The sequence below is a fragment of the Neomoorella stamsii genome, from assembly GCF_002995805.1.
In the GTDB taxonomy this organism is placed as follows: domain Bacteria; phylum Bacillota; class DSM-521; order Neomoorellales; family Neomoorellaceae; genus Neomoorella; species Neomoorella stamsii.
Window position 1 is genome coordinate 99,423 of sequence record NZ_PVXL01000055.1, and the last position, 26,509, is coordinate 125,931.

23 protein-coding genes, 1 tRNA gene and 1 pseudogene are annotated in these 26,509 nt (G+C 54.5%); 11 read left to right on the forward strand and 14 right to left on the reverse strand.

From position 1 onward, the window contains the following. Positions 1 to 21: 21 nt before the first annotated feature. The 3 genes from MOST_RS12555 to MOST_RS12565 all read right to left on the reverse strand — a co-directional run bounded on the left by MOST_RS12555 (position 22) and on the right by MOST_RS12565 (position 2,382). Complete coding sequence (locus MOST_RS12555) at positions 22 to 744, reverse strand: amino acid ABC transporter ATP-binding protein (RefSeq protein ID WP_054937708.1); 723 nt, start codon at positions 742 to 744, stop codon at positions 22 to 24. Next, complete coding sequence (locus MOST_RS12560; protein ID WP_054937639.1) at positions 731 to 1,444, reverse strand: amino acid ABC transporter permease; 714 nt, start codon at positions 1,442 to 1,444, stop codon at positions 731 to 733. Before MOST_RS12560 ends, MOST_RS12555 begins: the two co-directional genes overlap by 14 nt. A gap of 80 nt (positions 1,445 to 1,524) precedes the next feature. Next, the gene (locus MOST_RS12565; RefSeq protein ID WP_054937640.1) at positions 1,525 to 2,382 is read right to left on the reverse strand and encodes a basic amino acid ABC transporter substrate-binding protein; all 858 of its coding nucleotides are present in this window, start codon (positions 2,380 to 2,382) and stop codon (positions 1,525 to 1,527) included. A 429-nt stretch (positions 2,383 to 2,811) separates the two neighbouring features. Here MOST_RS12565 and MOST_RS12575 point away from each other — a divergent pair, with 429 nt between their 5' ends. The 8 genes and pseudogenes from MOST_RS12575 (at position 2,812) to MOST_RS12610 (ending at position 13,377) form a co-directional block, all read left to right on the forward strand. Next, positions 2,812 to 3,831, forward strand: coding sequence for an ABC transporter substrate-binding protein (locus MOST_RS12575; protein WP_054937641.1), 1,020 nt, complete (start codon positions 2,812 to 2,814; stop codon positions 3,829 to 3,831). 31 nt (positions 3,832 to 3,862) lie between these two features. Next, positions 3,863 to 5,668, forward strand: coding sequence for a sensor histidine kinase (locus MOST_RS12580; RefSeq protein ID WP_161952847.1), 1,806 nt, complete (start codon positions 3,863 to 3,865; stop codon positions 5,666 to 5,668). Further along, positions 5,665 to 6,999, forward strand: a complete 1,335-nt coding sequence (locus MOST_RS12585) for a sigma-54-dependent transcriptional regulator (RefSeq protein WP_054937643.1) — start codon at positions 5,665 to 5,667, stop codon at positions 6,997 to 6,999. The genes MOST_RS12580 and MOST_RS12585 overlap by 4 nt, the downstream gene beginning before the upstream one ends. A gap of 212 nt (positions 7,000 to 7,211) precedes the next feature. Then, positions 7,212 to 7,838: pseudogene (locus MOST_RS12590) on the forward strand (4Fe-4S dicluster domain-containing protein); the annotation flags it as partial. Between the two features lie 19 nt (positions 7,839 to 7,857). Further along, complete coding sequence (nrfD, locus tag MOST_RS12595) at positions 7,858 to 9,120, forward strand: NrfD/PsrC family molybdoenzyme membrane anchor subunit (RefSeq protein WP_106007176.1); 1,263 nt, start codon at positions 7,858 to 7,860, stop codon at positions 9,118 to 9,120. Further along, positions 9,113 to 12,223 (forward strand): molybdopterin-dependent oxidoreductase, encoded by a 3,111-nt coding sequence (locus MOST_RS12600; protein ID WP_054937646.1) that lies wholly within the window; start codon positions 9,113 to 9,115, stop codon positions 12,221 to 12,223. The genes nrfD and MOST_RS12600 overlap by 8 nt, the downstream gene beginning before the upstream one ends. A gap of 164 nt (positions 12,224 to 12,387) precedes the next feature. Continuing rightward, positions 12,388 to 13,287 (forward strand): deoxyribonuclease IV, encoded by a 900-nt coding sequence (locus MOST_RS12605; RefSeq protein WP_244267168.1) that lies wholly within the window; start codon positions 12,388 to 12,390, stop codon positions 13,285 to 13,287. 14 nt (positions 13,288 to 13,301) lie between these two features. Beyond that, positions 13,302 to 13,377 (forward strand) — tRNA-Glu (locus MOST_RS12610). A gap of 156 nt (positions 13,378 to 13,533) precedes the next feature. Here the strand turns inward: MOST_RS12610 and MOST_RS17330 are convergent. Continuing rightward, positions 13,534 to 13,686 (reverse strand): hypothetical protein, encoded by a 153-nt coding sequence (locus MOST_RS17330; RefSeq protein WP_157049505.1) that lies wholly within the window; start codon positions 13,684 to 13,686, stop codon positions 13,534 to 13,536. A gap of 211 nt (positions 13,687 to 13,897) precedes the next feature. On the opposite strand from MOST_RS17330, the gene MOST_RS12615 reads away from it, so the two are divergent. From MOST_RS12615 to lexA, 3 genes are all read left to right on the forward strand, one after another. Further along, the gene (locus tag MOST_RS12615; RefSeq protein WP_054937647.1) at positions 13,898 to 14,101 is read left to right on the forward strand and encodes a hypothetical protein; all 204 of its coding nucleotides are present in this window, start codon (positions 13,898 to 13,900) and stop codon (positions 14,099 to 14,101) included. A 14-nt stretch (positions 14,102 to 14,115) separates the two neighbouring features. Beyond that, on the forward strand, positions 14,116 to 14,526 hold the full coding sequence (locus MOST_RS12620; RefSeq protein ID WP_340637981.1) for a (2Fe-2S)-binding protein: 411 nt from the start codon (positions 14,116 to 14,118) through the stop codon (positions 14,524 to 14,526). 302 nt (positions 14,527 to 14,828) lie between these two features. Then, entirely contained in the window at positions 14,829 to 15,470 is a 642-nt protein-coding gene (gene lexA / locus MOST_RS12625) for a transcriptional repressor LexA (RefSeq protein WP_054937649.1), read from the forward strand. On the opposite strand, the gene MOST_RS12630 is transcribed toward lexA, so the two are convergent. From MOST_RS12630 to MOST_RS12675, 10 genes are all read right to left on the reverse strand, one after another. Continuing rightward, positions 15,452 to 16,747, reverse strand: a complete 1,296-nt coding sequence (locus MOST_RS12630; protein WP_054937650.1) for a methionine gamma-lyase family protein — start codon at positions 16,745 to 16,747, stop codon at positions 15,452 to 15,454. The two genes, lexA and MOST_RS12630, sit on opposite strands and share 19 nt — an antisense overlap. Before the next feature lie 22 nt (positions 16,748 to 16,769). Next, complete coding sequence (locus tag MOST_RS12635; RefSeq protein ID WP_054937651.1) at positions 16,770 to 17,759, reverse strand: AAA family ATPase; 990 nt, start codon at positions 17,757 to 17,759, stop codon at positions 16,770 to 16,772. A 104-nt stretch (positions 17,760 to 17,863) separates the two neighbouring features. Continuing rightward, positions 17,864 to 18,250, reverse strand: coding sequence for a DUF1540 domain-containing protein (locus tag MOST_RS12640; protein WP_054937652.1), 387 nt, complete (start codon positions 18,248 to 18,250; stop codon positions 17,864 to 17,866). A 127-nt stretch (positions 18,251 to 18,377) separates the two neighbouring features. Further along, a complete protein-coding gene (hfq, locus tag MOST_RS12645; RefSeq protein ID WP_054937653.1) occupies positions 18,378 to 18,623 on the reverse strand; it encodes an RNA chaperone Hfq in 246 nt (81 codons plus the stop codon). A gap of 40 nt (positions 18,624 to 18,663) precedes the next feature. Next, positions 18,664 to 19,629 (reverse strand): tRNA (adenosine(37)-N6)-dimethylallyltransferase MiaA, encoded by a 966-nt coding sequence (gene miaA / locus MOST_RS12650; protein ID WP_054937654.1) that lies wholly within the window; start codon positions 19,627 to 19,629, stop codon positions 18,664 to 18,666. A gap of 17 nt (positions 19,630 to 19,646) precedes the next feature. Continuing rightward, a complete protein-coding gene (mutL, locus tag MOST_RS12655) occupies positions 19,647 to 21,467 on the reverse strand; it encodes a DNA mismatch repair endonuclease MutL (protein WP_054937655.1) in 1,821 nt (606 codons plus the stop codon). Positions 21,468 to 21,471: 4 nt separating this feature from the next. Then, positions 21,472 to 24,039 carry a DNA mismatch repair protein MutS gene (gene mutS / locus MOST_RS12660; protein WP_054937710.1) on the reverse strand — a complete coding sequence of 856 codons (2,568 nt, stop codon included), beginning with the start codon at positions 24,037 to 24,039 and terminating at the stop codon, positions 21,472 to 21,474. 19 nt (positions 24,040 to 24,058) lie between these two features. Beyond that, positions 24,059 to 25,393 (reverse strand): tRNA (N6-isopentenyl adenosine(37)-C2)-methylthiotransferase MiaB, encoded by a 1,335-nt coding sequence (gene miaB / locus MOST_RS12665; RefSeq protein WP_244267170.1) that lies wholly within the window; start codon positions 25,391 to 25,393, stop codon positions 24,059 to 24,061. Positions 25,394 to 25,500: 107 nt separating this feature from the next. After that, the gene (locus MOST_RS12670; protein ID WP_054937657.1) at positions 25,501 to 25,983 is read right to left on the reverse strand and encodes a bifunctional nuclease family protein; all 483 of its coding nucleotides are present in this window, start codon (positions 25,981 to 25,983) and stop codon (positions 25,501 to 25,503) included. Positions 25,984 to 26,031: 48 nt separating this feature from the next. Beyond that, positions 26,032 to 26,475, reverse strand: a complete 444-nt coding sequence (locus MOST_RS12675; RefSeq protein ID WP_054937658.1) for a PPC domain-containing DNA-binding protein — start codon at positions 26,473 to 26,475, stop codon at positions 26,032 to 26,034. Positions 26,476 to 26,509 lie beyond the last annotated feature (34 nt).

Consider the following 26,509-nt stretch of genomic DNA (forward strand, 5'->3'; position numbering starts at 1 on the left):
TAACGTCTTAAAGGATTTTAATCAAAGTATTTTACTAAGAAAGGCCCTGGTGCGCGGGTTCTGGCAGTTATTAAAGAGCTGGTCCGGCGTCCCTTCTTCAATAATCAAGCCCTCATCCATAAAGAGCACCCGGTCGCCTACTTCCCGGGCAAAACCCATTTCATGGGTTACGACCACCATGGTCATGCCGTCCCGGGCCAGGTCCTTCATCACTGCCAGTACCTCGCCAACCATCTCCGGGTCCAGGGCCGAGGTGGGTTCATCAAAGAGCATCACCTTGGGTTGCATGGCTAGGGCGCGCGCAATGGCGACCCGTTGCTGCTGGCCTCCTGATAGCTGTTCGGGGTAAGAAGCAGCTTTATCGCTTAAACCTACCCGGGCCAGCAGTTCCCGGGCCTGTTTTTCAGCCTGGGCAGCCGGCAAGCGGCGCACCTTAATAGGCGCCAGGGTTATATTCTCCAGGACCGTCTTATGGGGAAAGAGATTAAAGCGCTGGAAGACCATGCCTACTTCCTGGCGCACGGCATTAATATCAGTCCGGGGATCAGTTAGGGAGATACCGTCAATAATGATCTCCCCCCGGGTGGGTTTTTCCAGCAAATTGAGGCAGCGAAGAAAAGTGCTTTTCCCGGAGCCGCTGGGACCGATGACGACCACGACTTCCTTCGCAGCGATGGTACAATTTATACCCCGTAATACCTCCAGGGAACCAAAACTTTTATACAGGTTTTTAACTTCGATCATGGTCACCGGTCCGCAACCTCCTTTCCAGGTAATCAACCAGGCGGGAAATGGTAAAGGTCATAACTAAATAAATGAGGGCCACTGCAAAAAAGACCTCAAGAGGTCTGAAGGTAGCAGCGCTAATCAACTGTCCCTGGCGGGTCAATTCCACGTAACCGATAACGGAGAGGAGGGAGGTATCCTTGAGCATGGCAATAAATTCGTTCCCTAAAGGAGGAATAACCCGCTTAAAGGCCTGGGGCAGGACAATATACCGCATGGTTTGCCTTTCCGTCATGCCCAGGGAACGGGCCGCCTCCACCTGGCCTCTTTCAATGGATTGAATACCAGCCCGGAAAATCTCGGCCACATAGGCGCCGCTATTCAGGCTGGTAGATACCGTAGCAGCCACAAAGACAGGGATGTGGGTGGTTTGTAAGAGCTGGGGCAAGCCAAAGTGGGCCATTAAAAACTGTTGCCCTTCATTCAGTAACTGGGGAAAGCCGTAATAGACAATAAAGATCTGGACCAGTAAAGGCGTACCCCGGAAAAAATCAACATAACAGGTAGCCAGAAAACTGGTCAGCCGCCGGCGGGAAAGGCGACCCATACCGGCAATAAGCCCGAAAACGCATCCTAATGAAACGGCAACCAAGGTTATCTTTAAAGTTTGCACGGCCCCTAGCAATAAATAGGGCAGGGATTGGATAACTAAGCCCAAAAAATTTCACCTCACTAGACCCGGAACAGCAGTATGCGTAACACCGGATGGTGTTACGCATACTGTTTATCCCCAGGAAATTATTGCTTCTGCTGGGGCGGTTCACCGGGCAGGAAAGCAGGCGGCTCCTGGCCGAACCATTTCTTATAGATTGCCGCATACTGGCCGTTGGCCTTGAGGGTCTTTAACCCTTCATTGATCTTCTGCAGGACTTCCGGTTTACCCTTGGGTATGGCAATACCGTAGTACTCAGCCGACCGTACATCCCCGACAATCTTAATGTCTTTATTACCCTGCTGAATGTAATAGGCGGTAACAGGCAGGTCATTTACCACGGCGTCGACACCGCCATTTTTCAGTTCTAGAAAGAGGTCGGGCACTTTATCCAGTTCAGTCACTTTGGCCCCGGGTATTTTTTTCGCTTCCTTGGCGCTGGTGGTACCGATCTGGACGGCAATCTTTTTGCCCTTTAAATCATCAAAGCCCTTGAGGGTATTGTTATCCGCCTTTACCGCCACCACCAGTCCCGACTGGTAGTAGGGAAGGGAAAAATCTACTGCTTTTTTGCGTTCATCATCAATGCTGATCCCGGAGATGGCCAGGTCGACATTATTGGTCTGCAGCGCTGTAATTATGCCATCAAAGCCCATTTCTTTAATCTCAACATCAAAGCCGGCTACCTGGCCGATGGCCTTGATCAGGTCGATATCAAAACCGGTAAATTCACCCGTCTTCATATCCCGGAATTCAAAGGGCGCAAAGGTGGCTTCCAGGGCCACAGAATACTTGGGCCTGCTTGGGGTGCTGGTACCAGAAGTGGCTGGCTTTGTTTGTGTGCCGGAACCTTTATCCTGGGAAGCGCTGCTCCCGCAGCCGGCCAGGCCAGCGAGTAAAAGCACCAAAACCAGTAAACTAAATATCTTTTGCCACGCCTTCATGAACTTTCTCCTCCTTAGTAATGTAACTTACAACGGGCAACAATCTAGTATTTATTCGCCTTAATTAATAAAAATCCTGCCGGGGACGATTATTCTTGACAGGGCATTGCTGGTAACGGAAAATAAAAAGGGGCCAGGAGATCCTGACTTGGCGCCAGGGGGCCGGCTGCTTGCTCATCCTGGCCGGGATGCTCCTGGCAGAGATGAAGGATAATACCAATCTCCAGGTTGACAAGTGTCTTAATGATTAGCCTGGACGTATTCTAAGAGTTACTTCCTTGATGACCCCTCATGAATGGAGGGGTTTTTCTGTTCCCTGACACGTGACACGAAATTTGCTAAACTATAAAAGTGTAAACTATAAAAACTGAAAAAGAACATATTAGGAAACCGAACTATATTTAGTAATTTAGAAAGGGCGGTTCCTGAATGAAGAAATACGTATGGATATGGATAATCGTTGCCTTAGTCGTAACTACCATCTTCTTTTTTTTCCATGCTGTTCGCAAGACGGATCAACAACCCCTGGTGGCTGTGCTTTTGATGAATGACGCCCGGCAGGAAAAACTTACCGGCCTGCGAGACGGCCTGGCCCAAATGGGTTATACCGAAGGAAAGAATATAACCTTTATAACAGCCAATGCCAGGAGTCAGCGGGACGACCTGGAACGCCTGGCCACAGAACTTGTGGCCCAAAAGCCAGACGTCCTGGTGGCCGGTGGGAGGCTGGAAGCTGAAGTACTGGCTCCCCAAGCCCAAAAAGTAAACATCCCTTTGATTTTTATGGGGGCAGCTGCTACCTGGAATGTCCAGAAGAGCGACCTGGGAGCCCGCGGTACCATTACCGGCATCGATAATTATCACGTAGACCTGGCCGGGAAAAGGCTGGAACTCCTGGTCAAACTGGTGCCTGGTATTCAGCGGGTCCTGGTTCTTTACGATCCCCGGGTCGTACCTGGACCGGCCAGCCTGGCGGTAGTGCAGGAAGCTGCCCGGAAACTTAACATCCTCTTACACGTGATGGCCGTAACTTCCCTCAAAGAACTCAAGGCAAATCTGGAAATGATTCCACCAGAAGCAGCTGATGCTGTCCTGGTTATGTCTGGCTTTTTACTTGAAGAGGGTATGGGAAGTATCGGGAAAGCAGCCATTGCCAAAGGTTGGCCGGTAATGGGCCTGAATGCAGCCGATGCCGAAGCCGGTGCCCTGGCGGCTTACGGATGCCCTTTTGTTGAGCAAGGTCGGCAGGCAGCCAGGCTGGTGGCTAAGGTTCTAGCTGGTAAGGACGTGGCTGCCATACCGATTGAAACTCCGGATAGGTTGGAACTGGTTGTGAACCTGGGGGTGGCCCGACAGTTGGGAATAGAAATTTCTCCTACCGTACTGGGTTTGGCGAGTCAAATCCTGGACAGAGGTGTCAATAGCAATGCCGTTCTCATGGTGGAATAGAATCCGATTTCGAGTATTGCTGGCCGGATTGGTGCTAACGATTCTACCACTCTATCTTCTTGGTGCTTACCACTTATGCACCCTGCGCGCAGACTTGGTTGAATCTACTAAAAGCCAAAACCTCAAGGCTGTAGAAGAGGTTGCTTCCTCGGTATGGTTGGCCACCGTCAGCGTGACCGATCAGATGAAACTGGTGGCCACTACCTATCGTGAAACATTGCTTACATCAAAGCCAGAAGAACAAGAACGAATTTTATATTCCCTCTTACAGCAGGTACCTGTCCTGGAAGAAGTCAGCGTGACTAACCAGGAAGGTCGCGAGTTAACCCGGGTTTCCCGGCGGAGGGTTATTACCCCCGCCGACCTGGTAAATATGCACGGACAACAGGTGTGGAATACGGCCATTACAGGCCAGACAGCCTTTGGTACGCCTGAACCAGGTGTTGATGGGCGACCACTTCTTGCTATGGCCGTTCCTATTCCGGATCGTAAGGCCAGGGGCCCGGTTGGAGTGCTCTGGGGCGAGGTCAGCCTGCGCGGTGTCATGGATCATGTAACAGCCCTTATTTCTCTGCAGAGAGCGACCTTTTATGTGGTTGACAGGCAGGGAAAGCTCATTGGCCACCCTGACTTCAGCTCAGTACTTCTTAGAGAGGACCTAAGTAACCACCCAGGTGTGCAACAAATTCTTTTCAATAACACAAGTAAGCAGGCAATCCCTCTGCAGTACAACTTACCGGATGGCAGGGAAATGTTGGGGGCCGGAAAAGTGGTGGAGGGTCTGGGTTGGGTAACCCTGGTAGAGGTCCCAATGGAAGAGGCCCTGCTCCGCCTTCAACAACATACCCGCCAACTCTTGCTATTTTTACTGATAGTGGTAGCTCTGGTCTCTGTATGTGGATATAAAGCCGCCGAGGCGTTTACAGCCCCCATTACTCGCCTCAGTAAGGCCGCAGCCGAGGTTGGCCGTGGCAGGCTGGATATCACAGTACCTGAAAGATCAACGACAGAAATAGGCCATCTGGAACGCTCCTTTAACGCCATGGTACGGCAACTAGCCGAAAAGGCCCGTATGGAAGAAGCCATCCGCCGGGCAGAAAAAATGGCCGCAGTTGGTCAGCTGGCGGCAAACGTAGCCCACGAAATCAACAACCCCCTGGCTACATTAGCGGCTTATGCGGAAGACCTGGCCGATCGTGGGCAAGAGGAAGGTTGGGATTACCTGGTACAAAGCGGCACCTTGGAGCAATACCTGGGGGTAGTCCGGGCTCAGGTAGAACGATGCAAAACAATTACGCGACGCCTCCTGGATTTTGCCAGGCCCCCCCTTGGTGAAACCGGCCCGGCAGATGTACTAACGGCGGTGAAGGAAACAGTAGCCCTGGTAAGCTATGCCTTTCACAAAAAGGGTGTAGCCCTTAACTGGGAGGCTCCATCTATTAAGCCTTTCCCCAGGGTAAAGATCGATACCTCTGAACTCCAGCAAGTGCTTTTTAACCTGTTACAAAACGCCCTGGATGCCACCCCGGCCGGTGGTAGGGTGACCATTGATCTTTTCCAAGAAGCCGGAATGATAATTATCCGTATCGCTGATACCGGCAAAGGTATTCCGGCAGAATATTTGTCCCGGGCCACCGAGCCTTTCTTTACTACCAAGCCACCAGGTCAGGGAACTGGTCTAGGGCTGACCATTTGCCACCACATTGTTACCAAGGCCGGAGGCAACCTCACTATAAACAGTGAAACAGGGCGCGGGACCACCGTATCGGTGACTCTACCCCTGGCCAGCACGGGAGAGAACATAGCGGCAGGTGAGGGTAAGGAGGAGAATCAATGAAAGATTTACCCCGTATTCTTGTCGTAGACGACGAAGAAGCTCTGCGAGAGCTCATCGTAGGCCGTCTAAACCGTAAGGGGTGGAAAGCTGATGGTGTCGGTACTGCTGGTGAAGCCTTGGCCCGCCTGGGAACTGCCATTTATTCTGTGGCAATTTTTGACCTGAAGCTCCCGGACGGGGACGGACTTGAGCTTTTGCACCAGGCACGCGAAAGGCAACCAGATCTGGAAGTAGTGATTCTTACTGGCCACGGCACCATTGCAACAGCCATTGAGGCTATGAAGATCGGAGCCTATGATTACCTGACCAAGCCAGTCAACCTGGCCGAACTGGAAGTAGTCCTGGAAAAAGCCGCCGATAGACGCGCCCTGGTAGTTCATAATGAAGGCCTGCGCCTGGCTTCACGCGGTACGGTCACCGCTACTATCGTCGGTCGTAGTGAAGCCATCAGGCGGATGCTGGATGTGGTGCACCGGGTTGCTCCCACCGAGGTCCCGGTCCTCATTCTGGGGGAAAGTGGGACCGGGAAGGAACTAGTTGCCCGGACTATTCACCGGGAAAGTAGGCGTCAGGACGGGCCCTTTATTGCCGTCAATTCTGCGGCCATTCCTGAAAATCTCATGGAAAGCGAGCTCTTCGGTCACGTCCGCGGGGCCTTCACCGGCGCCACCACAGCCCGAGCCGGGCTGGTAGAAGCTGCCGAAGGGGGAACCCTCTTCCTCGATGAAATTGGCGAGATGGATCTAGCCCTCCAGGCCAAGTTGCTGCGGTTTCTGGAAACGGGCGAGTACCGCCGGGTAGGAGATAACCGCCAGCGAGTGGCCGATGTACGCATGGTAGCCGCTACAAACCGGAACCTGCTTCGAGAAGTGGAAGCCGGGCGTTTCCGTCAGGATCTATACTACAGGCTAAACGTGGTCCAGGTTCTTGTACCTCCACTGAGGGAAAGGCGAGAAGATATTCCCCTCCTGGTAGAGCATTTCCTACGCCTCAAAGGTGCAGCGCCAGATGCCCTGACACCCAGGGCCATGGCAACCCTCATGGCTTATTCTTTCCCGGGGAATGTGCGGGAACTCTTCAACCTGCTGGAACGCGGCCTTCTTCTCAGCGGCAACCGGCCGGTGGAACCGGAGGATATTTTTGTAGAGCAGCTGTCTGAGGCCAGCGACCCCACCCTTTTGCCCCTGGCAGAAGTGGAGAAGAGACACATCCGCCGGGTGCTGGAGGCTACCGGCTGGAATCGTACGGAGGCTGCCAGAGTACTGGGCATCAGCGTGCGCAACCTCTATCGTAAACTGGAACAATATGGGTGGCAACCTTCGCACCATTAATCCCCTGACAAATTGTCACGGACCATGACATAATGTCATTATTAAAAGGCTTGCCCTTTTGGGCAGGCCTTTTAATAATGCCCCGGCAGTTCGTCACGGTAGCTGGCGAAGGGTGGCACGAAATTTGCATACCCATGGGTATGTACTGGTTAGCACAAATAAGGAGCAGGAGGTGAAAAAGAATGTCAGAACGAACCACCGACCAGAACCCCCGCTGGGCCATGGTCATCGACCTGCAAAAATGCCTGGGTTGTGACACCTGCACGGTATCCTGCAAGGCTGAAAACAGGACACCCCCGGGAGTCAGCTACAATGTTGTCCTGGAAGAAGAGCGGGGGAGTTTTCCCCGGGTAACAGTTACTCACCTGCCGCGGCCCTGCATGCAGTGCGACCGGCCGGCATGCGCCCAGGTTTGTCCTGTCGGCGCCACTTATAAGATGGCCAACGGTATCACAGCCATCGATTACGACCGGTGCATCGGTTGCCGTTACTGCATTACGGCCTGCCCCTACGGGGCCCGCTCCTTTGACTTTGGTGAAGATTACGGGCAAGAAATGATAGGAGCCCTGGCGATCCAGGCTCCCGAGTATGGTATTGAACGCGGGCCACGGCGGAAGAAAAAGGTCCCGGTAGGGGTAACGCGCAAGTGCCATTTCTGTTTCCACCGCCTCGAACGGGGTGAGGAACCGGCGTGTGTGGAAACCTGCCTGGGAGATGCCCGCTACTTTGGAAACTTAAATGACCCGGAAAGTATCGTCGCCAGGCTGGTAACCAGTCCGCGGGCCTTTCGCCTGAAGGAGGAGCTGGGTACAGAACCACGAGTTTTTTATCTCAGATAATTGAAAGGAGGTTTTCCGGATGGCAGTGCCATCGGTTTCCCCCTCTGTGTCCCCAAACCCCGGCAAGACCCTCTGGTACGGTTTACTTGGGGCCGGGATCTTGTTAGGTCTTTACGGTACCATCCAGCGTGGTCTCCATGGCCTGGCTGCTACCTATCTCACCAGCACCACCCCGTGGGGAGCATGGGTTGCCTTTTACATTTATTTTGTCGGCATGAGCGCGGGCGCCTTCCTGCTTTCAACCTTGAATTCCGTCTTCGGTTTCAAACAATTCGAAAAGGTGGCCTGGGATGCGTTGCTGGTGGCCATACTCAGTATGGCTGTGGCCATGACCTTCATCCTTTTTGACCTGGGACACTGGGAACGGTTCTGGCATGCCCTGGTATACTGGAACTGGACCAGCATCCTGGGGTGGGAGATCAGGTTTTATGTACTTTACGTCCTCCTCTTAATGGCTGAACTCTATTTTTCCCTGCGCCGCGACCTGGTGCGCAGGAGCCAGGAAAAAGGTTTTAGGGGGGCCCTGGCTGGCTTCCTTACCCTGGGGTACAGGGATCTCTCCCCGCGAAGCGCCGGGCGTGACGCCGCCTGGCTGAAGATCCTGGGCATCCTCGGTATCCCCATTGCCATCTTTGGCGTCCACGGAGGTACAGGAGCCCTTTTTGGCGTGGTCAAGGCCCGGGCTTACTGGAATACGGCCATCTTTCCCGTCGTGTTTGTCATTTCGGCCCTGGTTTCGGGTACCGCGCTCCTTACTATTATCTACGCCCTGCGCCACCGGCAGGGGAAGCCAGGTATTGACCCCGCCCTGGTAAGGAATCTTTCCGGGCTCATGATCGCCTTTTTGCTGGTGGACCTGGGCTTACAGTTCTTTGAAATCCTTATCGGGCTTTACAGCCTGGAAGAAGCTGAACTGGCCACATTAAAGGTTATGACTGGCGGCCCCTTTGCCTGGACTTACTGGGGTGTCCAGCTGGGCCTGGGGGCGGTTGTTCCTCTTTTTCTCTATTTTTATCCGGTCACAGCACGGTCCGTATGGGCTCAGGTTATAGCTGCGGCCTTGGTAGATGTGGGAATCCTGGCCGTACGGTTCAATATCGTTGTACCGGCGCTTATACCGCCGCTGTTACCCGGCTTGCCCGCTGGTTACTATGTCCCCAACCTGGCCGAATGGCTGGTTGCCACCGGCATTATCAGCCTGGGTGCCCTTTTATATACCCTTCTCATTGGCTGGCTCCCCATGGAGCCAGTAGATGAAAGGAGCGTGGTATCCCATGAGTGAAAAAAAAGGGGGTAAAAAAATAACCCGCCGCCACTTCCTGGCCGGTAGCCTGGCGGCGGGCGGTGCAGCTATGGCCCTGCTGGCCGGGGGCAGTTCGGACACCCTGGCCACAGGCCTGGACCATTTGTGGATCCCGCCACAAAACCACGGTACAGGTAAAGCCACCGGTGATTATGGGGCCGACAGTGTTATTTACACCGTCTGCGAACAATGTAATACCCACTGCACCATCAAGGCCGTGGTGCAGGAAACGCCGGAAGGGGTAATGGTCCGCAAAATTGCCGGTAACCCCTACAGCCAGCTCAATACCGTCCCCTTTGGACCCATCCCCTATAACACCCCGCCCGAGGAAGCCGCCCGGGGCAGGGGGGACATAGCCCGTGGCGGCCGTAGCTTCAGGGGTGGCCGTACCTGCCTGAAAGGACAGGCCGGTATCCAGGTGGCTTACGACCGTTACCGCCTGCGCCAGCCCCTGAAACGGGTAGGGCCGCGCGGTAGCGGCCAGTTCCAGACCATTACCTGGGAACAGGCCCTGCAAGAGATCCTGGAAGGAAGCCCTGACCTGGGAACCCCCGGCCTCCGCTCCCTGGTGGCCTATGTGCCCCAGGAGCCCGTCATGGCTGACTGGGATAAAGTCAAAAAAGGCCAGATGCCATGGGAGGAATTTGACCGGCGTTATAAAGATGTCCTCATTGATACCAGGCATCCAGACCTGGGGCCCAAGGTAAACCAGGTGGTAAATATGGCCGGGGACCGGCGGGAACTCATCCAGGATCGTCTCTGGAAACTTTGCCTGGGCAGCACCAATTTCTACCACCACAGCGGCGTTTGCGGCGTGAGCGGCGTGCAAGGAAATATACGTTCCTTTAACGGCCCCAAGAAGAAAAAAAGGATGTACGCTGATATAGATCACACCGAGTTCCTCATCATCTGGGGTACCGATCCCCTGGTAGCCAACAAAGGACCGACCTGGCTGGCACCCAGGATCATCAATGCCCTCCAGCGCGGCATGAAACTGGTAGTAATCGATCCCCGTTTAAGCCGCATTGCTGAAAAGGCCCACCGCTGGGTACCAATTATTCCTGGTACTGATGCCGCCCTGGCTCTGGGTATGGCCAGGTGGATCATTGAAAACGAGCGTTTTGATAGGAAGTATTTAGAAAATCCCAACCTGGCCTCCGCCCGGGCCGATGGGGAACCGACCTGGAGCGATGCCACCCACCTGGTTAATATCTCCGCACCGGGCCGTCCCAAACTACGGGCCGCCGACCTTGGTCTGGGGACCCCCGAACAGTACGTGGTTATGCAGAATGGCGTCCCGACCCCCCATGACCGGGCAACGGCCGGCGACCTGGAAGTTGACAGGGAAATCAACGGCATCCGCGTTAAGTCGGTTTTTACCCTTTTCCGGGAGCGGGTTATGGAAAAGACTCTGGCGGAGTATGCTGCCATCTGCGGCATTGAGCCACGAGTGATTGAGGAACTGGCCCGGGAATTTACCTCTCACGGCAAGAAGGCAGCCATCATCTCCTACCGCGGCCCGGCCATGCACGTCAACGGCTACGATAACATCCGTGCCATTAATTGCCTGAACCATCTCCTCGGCAATTACGACTGGCAGGGGGGGAGTCTTAGTTCCGGAGCCCGCTTTAAGGAACTGGAAGGTGCCTACGATCTGATGACGGTACCCAATGCGAGGAAGGCGTGGGGCATTCCCCTGGCCCGTACAGGGATAGCCTATGAAAAGACCAGCCTTTTCCAGCGAGATGGCTACCCGGCCAGGAGGCCGTGGTTTCCCTTTACGGCCCACATCATCCAGGAGGTGCTCCCTAGCGCCAAGGAAGGGTATCCTTACCCCATCCAGGCCCTGTTCATTCACCGCATATCACCGGTATTATCCCTCCCCGGTGGTGAATGGCAGCGGGATGTTCTTCTTGACCAGAAAGCAGTACCCCTGCTGGTAGTTTCCGACGTGGTCTTAAGCGAAACAGCCATGTGCGCTGATTACGTGCTGCCGGACCTGACCTACCTGGAGCGCTGGAGTCTGGAAACCATTTACCCCAACCAGCCATTAAAATCAAGTCACATCATGCAGCCCGTAGTCCGGGTCTTCCCGGAACCAAGGCCTGTGGAGGATGTCTATATCGACCTGTTTAAAGCCCTGGGACTGCCCGGTGTAGGCGAAAAGGCCTTTGCCGACGGGAGCGCCCTGCACAGAAGTGAAGACTTCTTCCTGAAAGTGGTAGCCAATGTAGCCCTGGATGGACCCGAGCCGGTACCCGATGCCAGTGACCAGGAAGTAGCCCTTTTTACTGCTGTGCGCCAAAAAACTCTGGGATCAGCCTTTAATGAAGCAGCCTGGCGACAGGCCGTCCGGCCTGAGCACTGGCGCAAGGTCGTCTACGTCCTGAACCGCGGCGGTCGCTTTGAGGCTCCAGGTCACGAGTATGAAGGCGGCCTCCTGAAATATAAGCTGGCCCAGCAGGCAGATTTCTACCATGAGCCTGTGGCCGGAGGGAAGAATCCTTATGATGGCAGTCCCCTGGACGGCCTGCCGCGGGTTCTGATACCTTCTTTCTATAACGGCGAAACCCTGGACAAAGACGGTCTACCCCTTATCCTGATCAACTGGAAGGCCAGGCACATTGGCACCCACCGGAATATTTCCTCTGCCTGGTTGCGGGAAATTGAATCCGAAAACGCTCTCTGGATGCATCCTGATGACGCCACCGCCCGGGGACTGAAAACCGGTGACCGCGTCAAAATCCGTTCCGCCAGCTTTGAGATGGAAGGCCAGGTACTGGTCACTGCTAAAATCCGTCCCGGCGTTGTCGGCACTTGTTATAATTACGGCCATACCGCCTACGGTTCCCGGCCCGTAACCATTGATGGTAAAATGGTACCGGCCGTGAAACCATACGGCCACACGCCATGGCTGGCCGGGCAGCCGGAAGCGTCATATGCTCCCGGCCGGGGTACAGGATTTAACTATAATGCCCTCCTGCGGCTGGACCCAGCTGTTTCAGGTGGCGCAGTGAATGATATCATCGGCGGTTCACCAGGCCAGCTCGATACCAGGGTAGAAGTCACCAAACTCTCTTAAATAACCAGCCCGGCATTATGCCGGGTTTTTTTCTTTGGTAAAGGGTTGACAGATATTTTACCAAGTGATAGGTTAGAGAAAATACATACCACAACCCGGAACAGCATAAGAACAAGTTTTGAACAGATACCGGTATTAAGCCGGTTTTGACGGAGGATTCCCCTATGAAGACTGGTGCTTATAACGGTGAAGGCATGAAAATGCTGCGCCTGGGAGCCCACCTTTCCATAGCAAAGGGATTACCGAAAACCGTAACTATGGCGACAGAGATAAAGGCCAATACCTTCCAGTATTTCACCCGCAACCCCCGCGGCGGCGCGGCCCGGAAAATCCCACCTTCAGAAATAGCCGCCTGGCAGGAGGCCAGACAAAAGGCCGGCCTCTATCCCATTGCCGGCCACCTGCCCTATACCGTCAACCTGGGAGCTGTGCCTGGTAGGCAGCAGGAATTTGCCCGTATGGTCCTCCATGATGACACCTTGAGGGTAGCTGCCATTGGGGGCGAATACCTGATCACTCACCCCGGCCACCACGAAGGCGACCGCGAGGCCGGTTTAGAGAGGATTATCCAGTTGATTAAAGAGTCCTATTTAAGTATCCCTGAACCAGGCCCAATGCTTTTACTGGAAACCATGGCCGGGCAGGGAAAAGAAGTTGGTTCCCTTGAGGATTTGCGTTACATCCTGGCAGGCCTGAACTGGCCGGAAAGGGTGGGTGTTTGCCTTGACTCGGCCCATCTATTCGCCGCCGGCTGGGACCTGCGGACCCCATCCGGCTGCCGGCAACTGGTAAAAGAGTTAGAAGCAAAGATTGGCCTGGAGCGGGTTAAGGTCATGCATTTAAATGATTCCCTGGCGCCCCTGGGCAGTCACCGGGACCGCCATGCCGGTATCGGCAGGGGAGAACTGGGGGAGGAGGGGATAGCTGCTATTGTCAACGATCCTTTTCTTGGTGAGTTGACCCTGCTTTTAGAAACACCGGTAAGCACCTATGAAGAATACGGGACTGAAATTGCCCTGGTGCAGAAACTACGTCTTGACGGCTCCCGGGAACCTGTGCTATAATAATCCCCGGTTGAGGCCCTATCGTCTAGTGGCCTAGGACGCCGCCCTCTCACGGCGGTAACCGGGGTTCGAATCCCCGTAGGGCTACCAGATAATTGCAGAACCAGGTTCCTCTAAGGGAACCTGGTTCTTTTAATTTCAATAACCTCGGGGCTATCGCTTCCATGTGGTACGAGCACTGGAGGAACTGGCGTAGCCGGTTCCAATTCACACATCCAATTATAAAGGAGGGGGCTTAGCCCCCGGCTAACCGGCTGGTTCTTGTTGCTGGCGGCGTCGCAACCATATACTTAACAAGTAACCATCCAGCAAGCCCATGGGGTAAGCCAGTAAGGTGAGCCACCAGGGCCAGCCGCGCCGCTGAGGGCGCGACCCCATGGTAAAACGGGCTCGGAACACCTGAAATCCCCCCTTTAAAACTTATTATCATACCTGAGGGCCGTGTCTATTCTTATTTCATTAACATAATACCGGGAATTGCCTGCGTAGAGGCAAGGTAGGGTACATAAACTAGCGATATGAATTACTTTAGAGCTCCGAAGCTCAACTTTTACTCAATAATTAGCATGACCAAAAACCGATACAACTCTTTACAAAAGGGGGGGAAGAGATGCCCAGGCGTTTTAAACTCAGCCGTAATGGCCCCAATCAGGACCGTCGTTCAAAGGTAAGGGCCAGAGAACTTCATCATATCCGCGGCAACCAGGTTATTATTGATCCGAACGGGGCCCGGAAAATAAATAATAAGAGTAGTATAGCTGGTCCTAAAACCTTACCCGAGGTTAACGGGCCAGCTCTTTTAATACTTAATTAAGGAAGGGAATACTCATAGTGAATCATGAAGTCTGCGGTGGTAAGGGCAAGGAAGCTACCACGGCTTGCCCGGTTTGTGGTACAAAGGGGCAAAAAGTACCAGGTATAACGGTAGCTAGTTTACTTAATACGGCGGCAGCGGCTTCTTTAAGCAATACCCAGTACAATTTATGCCTGTCGCCATCATGTAATGTTGTTTACTATAGTGATCATGGTACCGTATTTACCAAAGAAAATATCCGCGTACCGGTCTGGTTTAAAGAAAAATCGCCCCGGATAATCTGCTACTGTAATAAAGTCACGGATAGCAAGATATTGGACCACATAGTAACCAGGCAATGCTGCCACAATTTAAAGGACATCCGGGAACATACGGGTGCTAATGCCGGTCATGACTGCCTTACCCAAAACCCGGCCGGAACCTGATGTAGCCCGGCGGTGCAATCGGTGATTGCCCAGGGATTAGCTATTACTTAACATAATAATTATTATAGGAAGTTGTAGTTTCTACAGCTAAGTAATCTCCTTCATTTACCTGCTAATACCTGCTAATCTTTGAGCTGCAAAATACCGGGTACTGCCTCTGCCGGCTTTGTGAGCAGGATTTTAATTTCTGGTATTGCAGGACCCGTGCCTGGATTATTCATACTAATATCAGAAAATATTTTGCTGTTCTTGTAACGAACAGTTGTTTACAGGGTAAAAATATGTTAGGATTAAATTATAGAATGAACCGGGAGGGATTGAGGTTGACGTCCGATTTAACGCCCAGGCAAGAAATGGTCCTTAACTATATTCGCCATTTTATCGATGTGCACGGTTACCCACCTACGGTCCGGGACATCTGCCAGGCTACTGGCCTGCGTTCAAGTTCTACCGTTCACGGCCATTTAAACCGGCTGGAGAAAAAGGGTTACATCCGCCGCGATCCCACCCGCTCCCGGGCCATCGAAATCCTTACTACCTACCCGGGCCCTTCCCATACCACTAGAAACATGGTTTCCGTCCCCCTGCTGGGCAAAATTACCGCGGGTCAGCCCATCCTGGCCGTGGAAAATATCGAAGAAGTCTTCCCTCTCCCCTCCGAACTGGCCGGGAGTGAAGACGCCTTTATGCTCCAGGTCCAGGGCGACAGCATGATTGAAGCCGGTATCCTGAATGGCGATTACCTCATTGTCCGGCCCCAGGACAGGGCCGAAAACGGTGATATTGTCGTTGCTCTCCTCGGTGACGAAGCTACCGTTAAATATTTCCACCGCTATGAAGACCATATAGAACTGGTCCCGGCCAACAGCCGCCTGCAACCCATTAAAACCCGGGAAGTAACCATCCTGGGTAAGGTCACCGGCCTTTACCGCCGTTTCTCCTGAAGCAAACCCCGGTTTACCATTTCCTGGGCCGCCATCAGGAGGGCGACCCTGGTATAGGGATAGGCCTGTCCCCCCTGGAGGAAAACGGCATAGGGCGGCCGTAAGGGGCCATCGGCGCTGAGCTCAATGGAAGAGCCCTGGATAAAGGTCCCCCCAGCCATGATGACTTGGTCTTCATAACCGGGCAGCAGGGCTGGTTCCGGTACCGTAGTCGCCTCTACCGGGCAACCCTTTTGCAGCCCCTGGCAAAAGGCCAGCAGTGTTTCCCGCTGTCTCAGGATAATACATTGTACGATATCCCGCCTTCGTTCCCCGGGCAAAGGGTCAACGTCAAAGCCCAGGCCTTGGAAAAAGGCAGCCGCAACGATGGCTCCCGTAAGGGCTTCCCTGACTACCAGGGGAGCCAGGTATAAGCCCTGGTAATAAAGGCGTTTCTCAGTAAAGGCCCCCAGCTCACCCCCCAGGCCGGGTGCGGTCAGGCGCGCCGCCACCTCCTCTACCAGGTCCTCCCGTCCCACTATATAGCCACCGCCCGGTGCCAGACCGCCGCCGGGGTTTTTAATTAAAGAACCCACCACCAGGTCGGCCCCTATCTCACCCGGTTCCTGCTCCTCTACCAGCTCCCCGTAACAGTTATCGACCAGGCAGACGGTTTCCCGGTTGGCCTCTTTAATGATGCTGATTATCCGGGCCAATTCCTGGATACCCAGGGAAGGCCGTAAGCTATAGCCCCGGGAACGCTGGATAAGGCACATACGGGGCCGCATGCCATCTACAGCCTCGGCCAGCTTTGCCAGATCCGGACGGCCTTGGGTATCTAAGGCTACTTCGGCGTATTTTATTCCCCATTCCCTTAAGCTTCCCGCTACCCGCGGGCCCAGGCCGATGACCGTAGCCAGGGTGTCGTAGGGGCGGCCACAGGCGGACAGTAAGGTATCACCGGGTCGCAGAAGGGCACTTAAAGCCAGGGTCAGGGCGTGGGTACCGGAAACAATCTGCGGGCGAACCAGGGCAGCATTGCCGCCAAAAAGGCTGGCAAAAAGCCGCTCCAGGGTGGAACGCCCCAGGTCACCATAGCCATAGCCCGTGGAATCTTGGAAATGGTACTCGTTTATCCCCTGCCTTTGAAAGGCCTGGAGTACCTTTAAGTGATTATAGGCGCTGACGGCATTTACGGCCGCGATTGCTTCCCGGCTATCATTTTCGGCTGCCTCTAGCTTCTCTACCAGCCAGGGAGCAATGGGAAAAAACCTGGTTATATTTTTGTGCCAATCCAATTCTTAACCCCCGCACCTCAAACTACCGGGAGTTATTATAGCAGATCGGCGGTCCCCCGGGAAGATTGCTTTCCCCTTCCTTTACCCCGGCCGGCAGGGCTGGTCGCAACAGGTCTTCCTTTTCAATACTCATCAATTCCTGCCGGGTAAGGTTTTTCTTATTTACCAGCCGCACGGCCTGGCGACGCATGGCCCTTTCGATAATATTGCGGACCATGCGGGCATTGCCATTATAACGGTGGCCAAAAAGGACTTCCCGGCGTAAAATCTTTTCTAGCTCCCCGGCAGCCGCTGGCGTAAGGATATATTGTTTTTCAGCCAGCATCGCCTGGGCAATGGCCAGCAATTCCGGCACAGTATAATCGGGAAATTCCAGCTGGATAGGAAAACGGGAACGCAGCCCCGGATTTGTCTCCAGGAAATAGTCCATTTCGTCTTTATAACCGGCCAGGATGAGAATCAGGTTATCGCGGTAATCCTCCATACCCTTGACCAGGACGTCAATGGCTTCGCGGCCAAAATCCTTCTCCCCGCCCCGGGCCAGGGAATAGGCCTCATCAATAAAGAGTATGCCACCTATGGCCTTTTTTAGCTGTTCCCGGGTTTTGTGGGCCGTGTGGCCGATATACTCCCCCACCAGGTCGGCCCGTTCTACCTCAAGCAGGTGTCCGTGGGACAAGACGCCGAGTTCTTTGAATAACCGCCCCATCAGCCTGGCGACGGTACTTTTCCCTGTACCCGGGTTGCCTTTAAAAATCATGTGCAGGGTATTGGCGCTGCTCACCAGCCCTTCCCGCTGGCGCCGGCGTTGAATCTCGACAAAGGCCCTTAATTCCTTGATTAAACCCTTGACATTCTCCAGGCCGATCATTTTTCCCAGCTCGGCCATAACAGCATCCACCCGCCGCCGGCTGTTTAATTCATTTTCCCCGCTGCCCCGGTCACGCTGGAGGGGGCGAATCAGGGACCTGTTACTTCCTTTAGTGTTACTGGTGCCAAATTTAACCTGCAATTTTCTCACCCGCCCTCCCCTGCTCTCTTTATTTTATTTATACGCGCCACCGGGCCGGGTAAGAAAAAAGGCCGGTAGAACCGGCCCTGCTATTTCTTTCCTGCTTAACTTTTGCGCTTAAAGGTAAAACAGTTGGTATCCTGGCTTTCGTCGGCATTAACGCCGACCACATCAATCTTTTCGGCCTTACAGTGGTTTCCTTCCGCCCAGTAAGTACAGGTATTGACGATACAGGTAACAGAGGGATAAAGTTCTCCACCTGGCAGGAAGGTATTGCTCAAGAGGCCGCCCCAGTTGACATTATCCAGGGAGCCCAGCAGGTTGGCCAGCCCCCGGCGGGCATAAAAGGTCTTGCACTGGGTCTGTTCGGGATTCTGGGCCATCTTGCCCTCTTCTTCATGCATAATATCAATATTGCCTGCCGCACAGAGGTCGCCGTTCATCCAGTGGTTACAGGTATTTACTTTGCACTTTACTTTGGGTCCGGGCATGTAAAATTCCTCCTTGGCCCTATTTTTTAACCTGGAACCGCAGATTATACCCGTCCCCTTAAATCATCCTGACCACGACAGAAAAAACTCCCCGGTTCAGGCCGGGGAGTTCCGGGGGTGGTAAGTATTATTTGGCTTCCGCCTTGCTCTCGGCCATGAGATTAACCGGCCGGAAGGGCATGATGGTGGAAATGGCATGCTTGTAGATCATTTGTTGCTTGCCATCGGCATCCAGGACCACGGTAAAATTGTCAAAGCCCCGTACTACCCCTTTCAGTTGAAAACCGTTAATCAGGTAAATAGTGACGGGGGTATTGTCCCTGCGCAACACATTTAAAAACAAGTCCTGCAGGTTCCCTTGTGTTTTATTCATTTTGTACCCTCCAGGTTGGTATTTTTTGTTTAGTATAACCCTATTCTACATTAATATCAAGGTGTCCTGCAATATAATTAGCAATGTCTGCAGATATTTCCTCTATCCTCCCGGGTTCTACTTCCCACCAGCGCAGGCGTGTATCCCGCTTAAACCATGTCAGCTGCCTTTTGGCCAGGCGCCTGGTATTACGTTTCAAGAGGGCTACAGCTTCCTCCAGTTCCATCTCACCGCGGACGTAAGCGCCAATTTCCTTATAGCCCACGGCCTGGAGGGCTGGCAGGCGGTAATCATACCTGGCCAGTAAGCCTCGGACTTCCTCTACCAGCCCCTTGGCTATCATGGCATCGATCCGGTTTTCTATCCGGCGGTAAAGTTGCGGCCTGGGCATAGTCAGGGCAACTGCCGCCAGGTGGTAAGGCGTTTCTTGCCGTCGCCGCCATTCTAAGGCCGCCGAAATGGGCTTACCCGTCATGATATAAACTTCCAAAGCCCTGACCAGCCGGCGCCGGTCATGGAGGTGAATCCGCCGCGCCGCTTCCGGGTCAACTCTTTTTAACTGTTCATAAAGGTATTCATTACCGCGGCTCCGCGCCTGTTCCTCCAGATGTTGCCGGATTTTTTTGTCCCCGGGCATGGGAGTAAAAAGGTAGGGATCGACTACCGCCTGGTAATAAAGGCCCGTTCCCCCTACCAGCAGGGGCAGGCGTCCCCGTTGGAGAATGGACGTTACCGTTTCCCGGGCCAGCCTTTGAAAATCAGCTACACTAAAGGGCTCGTCCGGATTAACAATGTCGATTAAATGATGGGGTACGGGTACTCCGTCAGGGCCCACCCGTTCTGCCGGCGTTAATTTGGCTGTGCCAATATCCATACCCCGGTAAACCTGGGCGGAATCGGCGGAGATTATTTCCGCCTTCAGCCTGGCAGCTACCTGCAGGGCTATGGCCGATTTACCGGTAGCCGTGGGCCCGACGATGGCCGCCAGAGGTTCCTTGGCAGTCAAGTTTTTACATCCTCCATTTACGCTAAAGGCCGGTGAAAATAACGGGCGAGGGTGGCCTGGTCCAGGTGGACCACTGCCGGCCGGCCGTGAGGGCAGGTATAAGGCTGGCTAAGGCCCTGCAGTTCGTCCAAAAGCTTTTGCATCTCTGCCCCACTGAGGGGAGCCCCTGCTTTAATGGCCCCATGACAGGCGATGAGCTTCAGGAGCCTTTCCCCTGCCGGCAGATTATCGCCGGTCAGGAAATCCTCCAGGACTTCCCTTTCTTTACCCTGTGGTACACCTAAGGGCACCGACCGCAGCAAAAAGGAATTGGTGCCAAAGGTTTCAACTATAAACCCCAGCTCCCGCAAGGTCACAATCTGGTCAATGAGTTTCACCGTCATGGCCGGGGCCAGGTGTAAGGTCAGGGGGGGCTCCAGCATCTGCGCCGGCCATCTGCCGGAGTTAACCCGTTTTTGCAGGCTTTCAAAGCGACAGCGTTCATGGGCCGCGTGCTGGTCAATGATATAAAGGCCATCCTTGCCTTCAGCCAGGATGTAGGTATTAAGTAGCTGGCCTATGGCCCTTAAGGTTGGCAGGACCTGGCCGCCGGCTTCCACTGGTTCCGTTTTTAAGTCGCTCCGGGCATCAATTTCCTTATCAGGTTTTACCTTCTGTACTTCTTCAACCTTATCTACCCTTTTTTCCTCTGCCAGGGGCCTTTCCCTTAATATATATTCTCCCCAAAACCGGGCTTCTTCTTCCTTTCTCTGGAAACTAAAATCCTGCTGGAGGGCGACCGGCCCGGTTGCCTTTCTTCCCTCCAGCCGGCCCGCGGTTACTGGCGTGACGGCCCGGGGAGTATGCAGGGCCCTGTTTACCAGGGCGGCTACCTGCCGGGCCAGCTCATATTCCTGCTGGAAGCGCACCTCCAGTTTGGCCGGGTGGACATTGACATCCACCAGGCGGGGGTCTATAGCCAGTTGCAGGATAAAAAGGGGATGGCGGCCGCTGGGAATAACGGCCTGGTAACACTCCTCCACGGCCCGGGTTAGGACGCGGTTAAAAATATAGCGGCCGTTAACAGTTAACACCTGCTGACTGCGGCCGGCCCGGTGTAACCAGGGCGGCGAGATGAAACCCTTCATGGTCCAGCCTGCACCATCTCCTGCCAGGGGCAGTAATTCCCGGCCTGTTTCCAGTCCGTATAGGGCCGCCACCACCGCCTGTAAATCACCATTACCCGGGGTAGACAGCAGGCGCCTTCCCTCCAGGTGGAGACTAAAGGCTACTTCCGGGTGGGCCAGGGCCAGCTTTTCTACAGCAGCAACAATGGCGCGGGCCTCGTTAGCCGGTTTCTTTAAGTACTGCCGCCGCGCCGGAGTATTATAAAATAAATCGGTCACTGTAACCGTGGTACCAGGAGGGCAGCCGATTGCAGTAACCTCCGGCTCCCCGCCACCGGCAATCCTTACCCTGGTACCGGCAGTCTCTCCCGGGGGCCTGGTATCCATTTCTACCCGGGCCACGGCAGCAATACTGGGTAAAGCTTCACCCCGGAAGCCCAGGGTGGTAATCCCCCACAGGTCGGCGGCCCGGCGAATCTTGCTGGTAGCATGGCGGGCAAAGGCCAGGGCAGCATCCTCCCGGTTAATCCCCCAGCCGTCATCCCGGACACGGATTAAGGTGAGGCCGCCCCCTTTAACTTCAATGGTAATATGCCGGGCAGCGGCATCTAAAGAATTTTCCACCAGCTCTTTGACCACCGAGGCCGGCCTTTCGACTACTTCCCCGGCGGCGATCTGGTTGGCTGTGTCGGCATCCAGGATGGCTATCCTGGGACAAAGTTCGCCTGTCAAAGGATCATCCCCTGCTTATTTTTGCTATTTCCGTCCCCTGCTGATGGAGCTGCCGCTGCCAGCGGAAAATCTGTTCCATGGCTTCCAGGGGCGTGGCGGCCATCAGGGCGAAACTCGCCAGCTCATGTAAAACCTGTTTTTCAATGCTGGTCAGTGTTATGTTCTTTACCGTTTTCACGGCAGCCCGGACTTCACCACCGGGTTGCTGTTCTAAAAGCTCCTGGGCACGCTTAAGCACCGCAAGGGGTAAACCGGCCAGGCGGGCCACATGTATACCGTAGCTTTTATCGGTACTGCCGGGAACAATGGTGCGCAGGAAGGTAATCTCTTCACCCTCTTCCCGGACGGCTACGCAGTAATTTTTTACCCCGGCCAGCTGCCCTGCCAGGGTTACCAGTTCGTGATAGTGGGTGGCAAAGAGGGTACGGGCGCCGGTGACATCATGTAAATACTCCGTGACCGCCCTGGCAATACTTAAACCGTCGGCAGTACTTGTCCCCCGCCCTACTTCATCCAGGATGACGAGGCTCCGCCGGGTAGCATGGCGCAAGATGTTGGCCACTTCCTGCATCTCGACCATAAAGGTGCTCTGGCCGGCAAAGAGGTCATCGGCGGCGCCCACCCGGGTAAAGATCCTGTCTACCACCCCGATCCTTGCCCTGCGAGCCGGCACAAAGCTGCCGATCTGGGCCATAAGCACTATTAAAGCCACCTGGCGGATATAGGTGGATTTGCCGGCCATGTTGGGGCCGGTAATAATATGCACCCGCTGTTCCTGGTCCAGGTAAGTGTCGTTGGGTACGAAGCTACCGTGGGCCTCCACCAGTTCCACGACCGGGTGCCGCCCCTGCTCGATCTGGATAACCATGCCGGTATCTACCTGGGGGCAGGTATAATTATGATCCACGGCCACAGTGGCCAGGGAAAGGAGGGCATCCAGGACCCCCAGGGCCCGGGCCGTGCGCTGGATGCGGGGCAGCACTTTCAGCACTTCTTCCCGGAGGGCTTGAAAAAGCTCATACTCCAGCTGGACCAGTCTCTCTTCGGCTCCCAGTACCTGGCGTTCCAGTTCCTGGAGGCGGCGGGTAACAAAGCGCTCAGCGTTGGCCAGGGTCTGTTTGCGCTCATAATCGGCCGGTACCTGGGGTAGATTCGGCCGGGTAACCTCTATGTAATAACCAAAAACCCGGTTATAGCCTACCTTTAGCGACTTGATCCCCGTCCGTTCCCTTTCTTCAGCTTCCAGGCTGGCTATCCATTCCCGGCCGTGCTCTGCCGCCTGGCGCAAATGATCAACCTCGGCGTTATAACCGGGCCGGATTATCCCTCCCTCATGGATACTAACCGGCGGGTCATCGACGATGGCCCGGCCCAGGAGGTCCACCAGATCCGCCAGGGGATCCATCTGTTCCCTGATTTTAAGTAAAAACCTGGCCTGGACACCTACCAGTAACTCCATAACTTCCGGCACCACCGCCAGGGACCCCCTTAAGGATTGGAGGTCCCGCCCGCCGGCCGTACCATAAGCCACCCGGCCAGCCAGGCGCTCCAGGTCCCTTACGGCCTGTAAGGATTGCCGTAACTCCTGGCGCAGGATAAAACCGTCCACCAGTTCCGCCACGGCCTCCTGGCGGGCCTTAATGGCCCTGACATCCACCAGGGGCTGGTCCAGCCAGCGCCTGAGGGTGCGGGCTCCCATGGCGGTCACCGTTTTATCCAGGACCCAGAGTAAAGAGCCCTCTCGCTTTTGCTCCCGGCCGCAGGCTACCAGCTCCAGGTTGCGCCGGGTGGCCTGGTCGAAAACCATACGACTGGTGGAAGCTGCCGGTAGCGGGGCATCCAGGTGAGCCAGGGAGCTATGCTGGGTAGCCTGCAGGAAGGATAGAACCATTGCTGCGGCCAGGCCGGCTGCCGGCGGTAATTCCACCTGGTCCAGTTTATCCTTACCAAAGTGGTCGAGGAGCGCCTGCCGGGCAGCTGCCGGGTCGGCTGGCGGGGCCCAGCTGGTAATTACGCCCCGGGTATAGAGCTGCAGGCGCCGGCAAAAGGAAGCATCGGTGGCCAGTTCAGGTGGCAGTAAATACTCCGCGGGCATCAGGCGAACCAGTTCGTCAAGCAATTCTTCCAGGCCCGGGCAAAGGGTAAATTGAAATTCACCGGTGGAGGCATCGGCCCAGGCCAGGCCTAAATTACCGCCCTCACCTACGATGGCCGCCAGGTAATTGTTGCCCCTGGCCGGCAGGGCTTTTTCGTCAATTATAGTCCCTGGCGTAACCACCCGGATAACCTCTCGCCGGACCAGGCCTTTGGCCTGGCGGGGATCTTCCATTTGTTCACAGATGGCTACTTTATAGCCCTTAGCTATCAGGCGGGCTAAATAGCTATCGGCAGCGTGATAAGGAACCCCGCACATGGGAGCCGCTTCCTTGCCGCCCCGGGAGGTCAACACCAGGTCCAGTTCCCGGGATACCACTTCGGCATCCTCGTAAAACATCTCATAGAAATCGCCCAGGCGGAAAAAGAGGATGCTGTCGGGATACTGGGATTTAATCTGGCGGTATTGTTCCATCATGGGTGTCAGGGCCTGTCCTTTAGTCACAGCTGATTTCCCCTTTTAATAACCACGTCTGGGCCCGGGTTAACCGGACATTGACCAGCTTGCCGGTTAAGTCCTGGTCCCCCGGGAAGATAACCAGCTTGTTGGTCCGGGTGCGCCCGCTTAACCGGGAAGGATCCGTTTTACTCGGCCCTTCCACCAGCACCTCTACTTCCTGCCCCACCAGGGCTTCGTTTTTCGCCAGGCTGATCTGGTTCTGGAGTTCCATTAAACGCTTTAAGCGTTCTTTCTTTACTTCCAGGGGCAGTTGTCCGGGCAGGGTAGCCGCCACCGTACCTTTACGTGGCGAGTACATAAAGGTAAAGGCATTATCAAACTGTATCCTGGCCACCAGGTCCAGGGTCTCCCTGAAATCCTCTTCCGTTTCGCCAGGAAAACCGACAATAAGGTCGGTAGTCAGGCTAATTCCCGGAATATGCCGGCGTAAAGAGGCGACCAGCTCCAGGTAATGCTCCCGCGTATAGCCTCGGTGCATGAGTTCCAGGATGCGGTTGCTGCCGGCCTGAACGGGCAGGTGCACGTGCTCGCATACCTTGTCCAGGCGGCTGATGGTCTCCACCAGCCGGGGAGTAAAATCCCGGGGGTGGGAAGTCACATAGCGAATACGTTTTAATCCTTCAATGGCGTTGACCCTGGTTAACAGGTCGGCAAAACTAATTTCCTCCTCTAAATCACGCCCGTAGGAATTGACATTCTGGCCCAGTAGGGTTACCTCAATAACCCCCTGGTCAACCAGGTCTTTGATTTCTTTTAATATATCTTCCGGCCGGCGGCTCCTCTCCCGGCCGCGGACATAGGGCACAATGCAGTAGGTACAAAAATTATTGCAGCCATAGGTGATGGTTACAAAGGCCTGGGCGCCGCGGGCCCGGCGCCGGGGCAAATCTTCTACTATCGCGCCTTCCTCTTCCCGGACTGCTACCCGGGGCTGGTGTAGTTCTCTGATTTCCTCAATCAGCCGGGGCAATTCAGTTAGATTATGGGTCCCCAGGAGCAAGTCGACATAAGGTGCCTGCTGGCGGATCTTTGCGGCCACGCCGGGCTGCTGGACCATACAACCGGCTACGACAATTACCAGGTCTGGATTGGCACTTTTCAGTCTTTCTATCTGGCCCAGTTTACCGTAAACTTTATTCTCAGCCTTTTCCCGCACGCAGCAGGTATCAAGGACAATGACATCAGCATCTGCCTCGTCAGCCACCGGCTCATAACCTGCTGCCTGGAGGAGGTCGGCCATCATTTCGCTGTCCCTTTGATTCATCTGGCAACCGTAGGTGATAATCTTAAAGGTTTTCCCTTGACCCGCCAAACTTGAACCCTCCGGAAGTATAGAATGTAACTCCTTTTTATTATACATTTTCCTGGCCCTGGCTACAAATAATCCCGGCCTTTTGCCTGGCCGGGATGGAGGACCTGTTAATGCAGGTGCTTTTTATCATCCTCCGGTTTACTATCTACCAGCATTTGCTGCAAATCCTCAACCTGGTCTGCACTGACCAGGTCCTCAATATTTAAGGTATAGGCTGCCACCTTTTCAGTGATATAGAGGGGTGCGTTGGTCCTGAGGGCCAGGGCAATGGCGTCGCTGGGCCGGGCATCAACTACTATCTCTTTATCCCCCTGGCGGAGGTAAAGTTCAGCATAATAGGTACCGTCGCGGATATCCTGGACCAGAACCTTTTTAACCTCCACTCCCAGATTCTCACACAGGGAGCGTAACAGGTCGTGGGTCAGGGGGCGCGGTGTCAGGATGCCTTGCAGGGCCAGGGCAATAGCCTGGGCTTCAAAAGGACCCACCCAGATGGGCAAAACCTGATTTCCCTCCTGGTCGCTCAGTAACACTACCGGGCTCAAGCTCTGATCCAGGACTATCTGTTTTACCTTCACCGGTATGAGCATTATCCCCACCCCCAGTAAAATTATTATTTGTCCAGTCTTCAATCCATTCTATTTCCACAGGGCTAATCCGGTCACCGGGTCATAGACCCGCTCCGGCGGTGCCGGGAGCTCAATTTCCTCAATGAAAACTTCCCCGGCATAAACAATGGTTCCCGGCAAGAGATGACCTCCGTGAATTTTTCCTTCGCGGTCGAGGAAAATGACGTGGGCATGGACAAAGGGTTTACCATCTTTCAGGGAAACATTGCCCAGGCCGCTTAAAATTTCCATCAGCTGATCCATTTCCAAGGTTATAAAACGCTTTTCATCTACCAAAAAATATCCTACTTTAGCCTTCAAAACACTACCCAAAAAGTTAATGGAACCGAAACGTACATCCTCTTCCGCGACTATACCCTGCAGGGCTTCCAGGAGATCGCAACCATAGGCCAGGCGGTACGCCAGCTGCCGGCCGGACCTACCTTCCAGCTTCTTAACATATAAGTTCGCCATTTTTTCCAATCCTCCTGCTGGAATATATATGTGT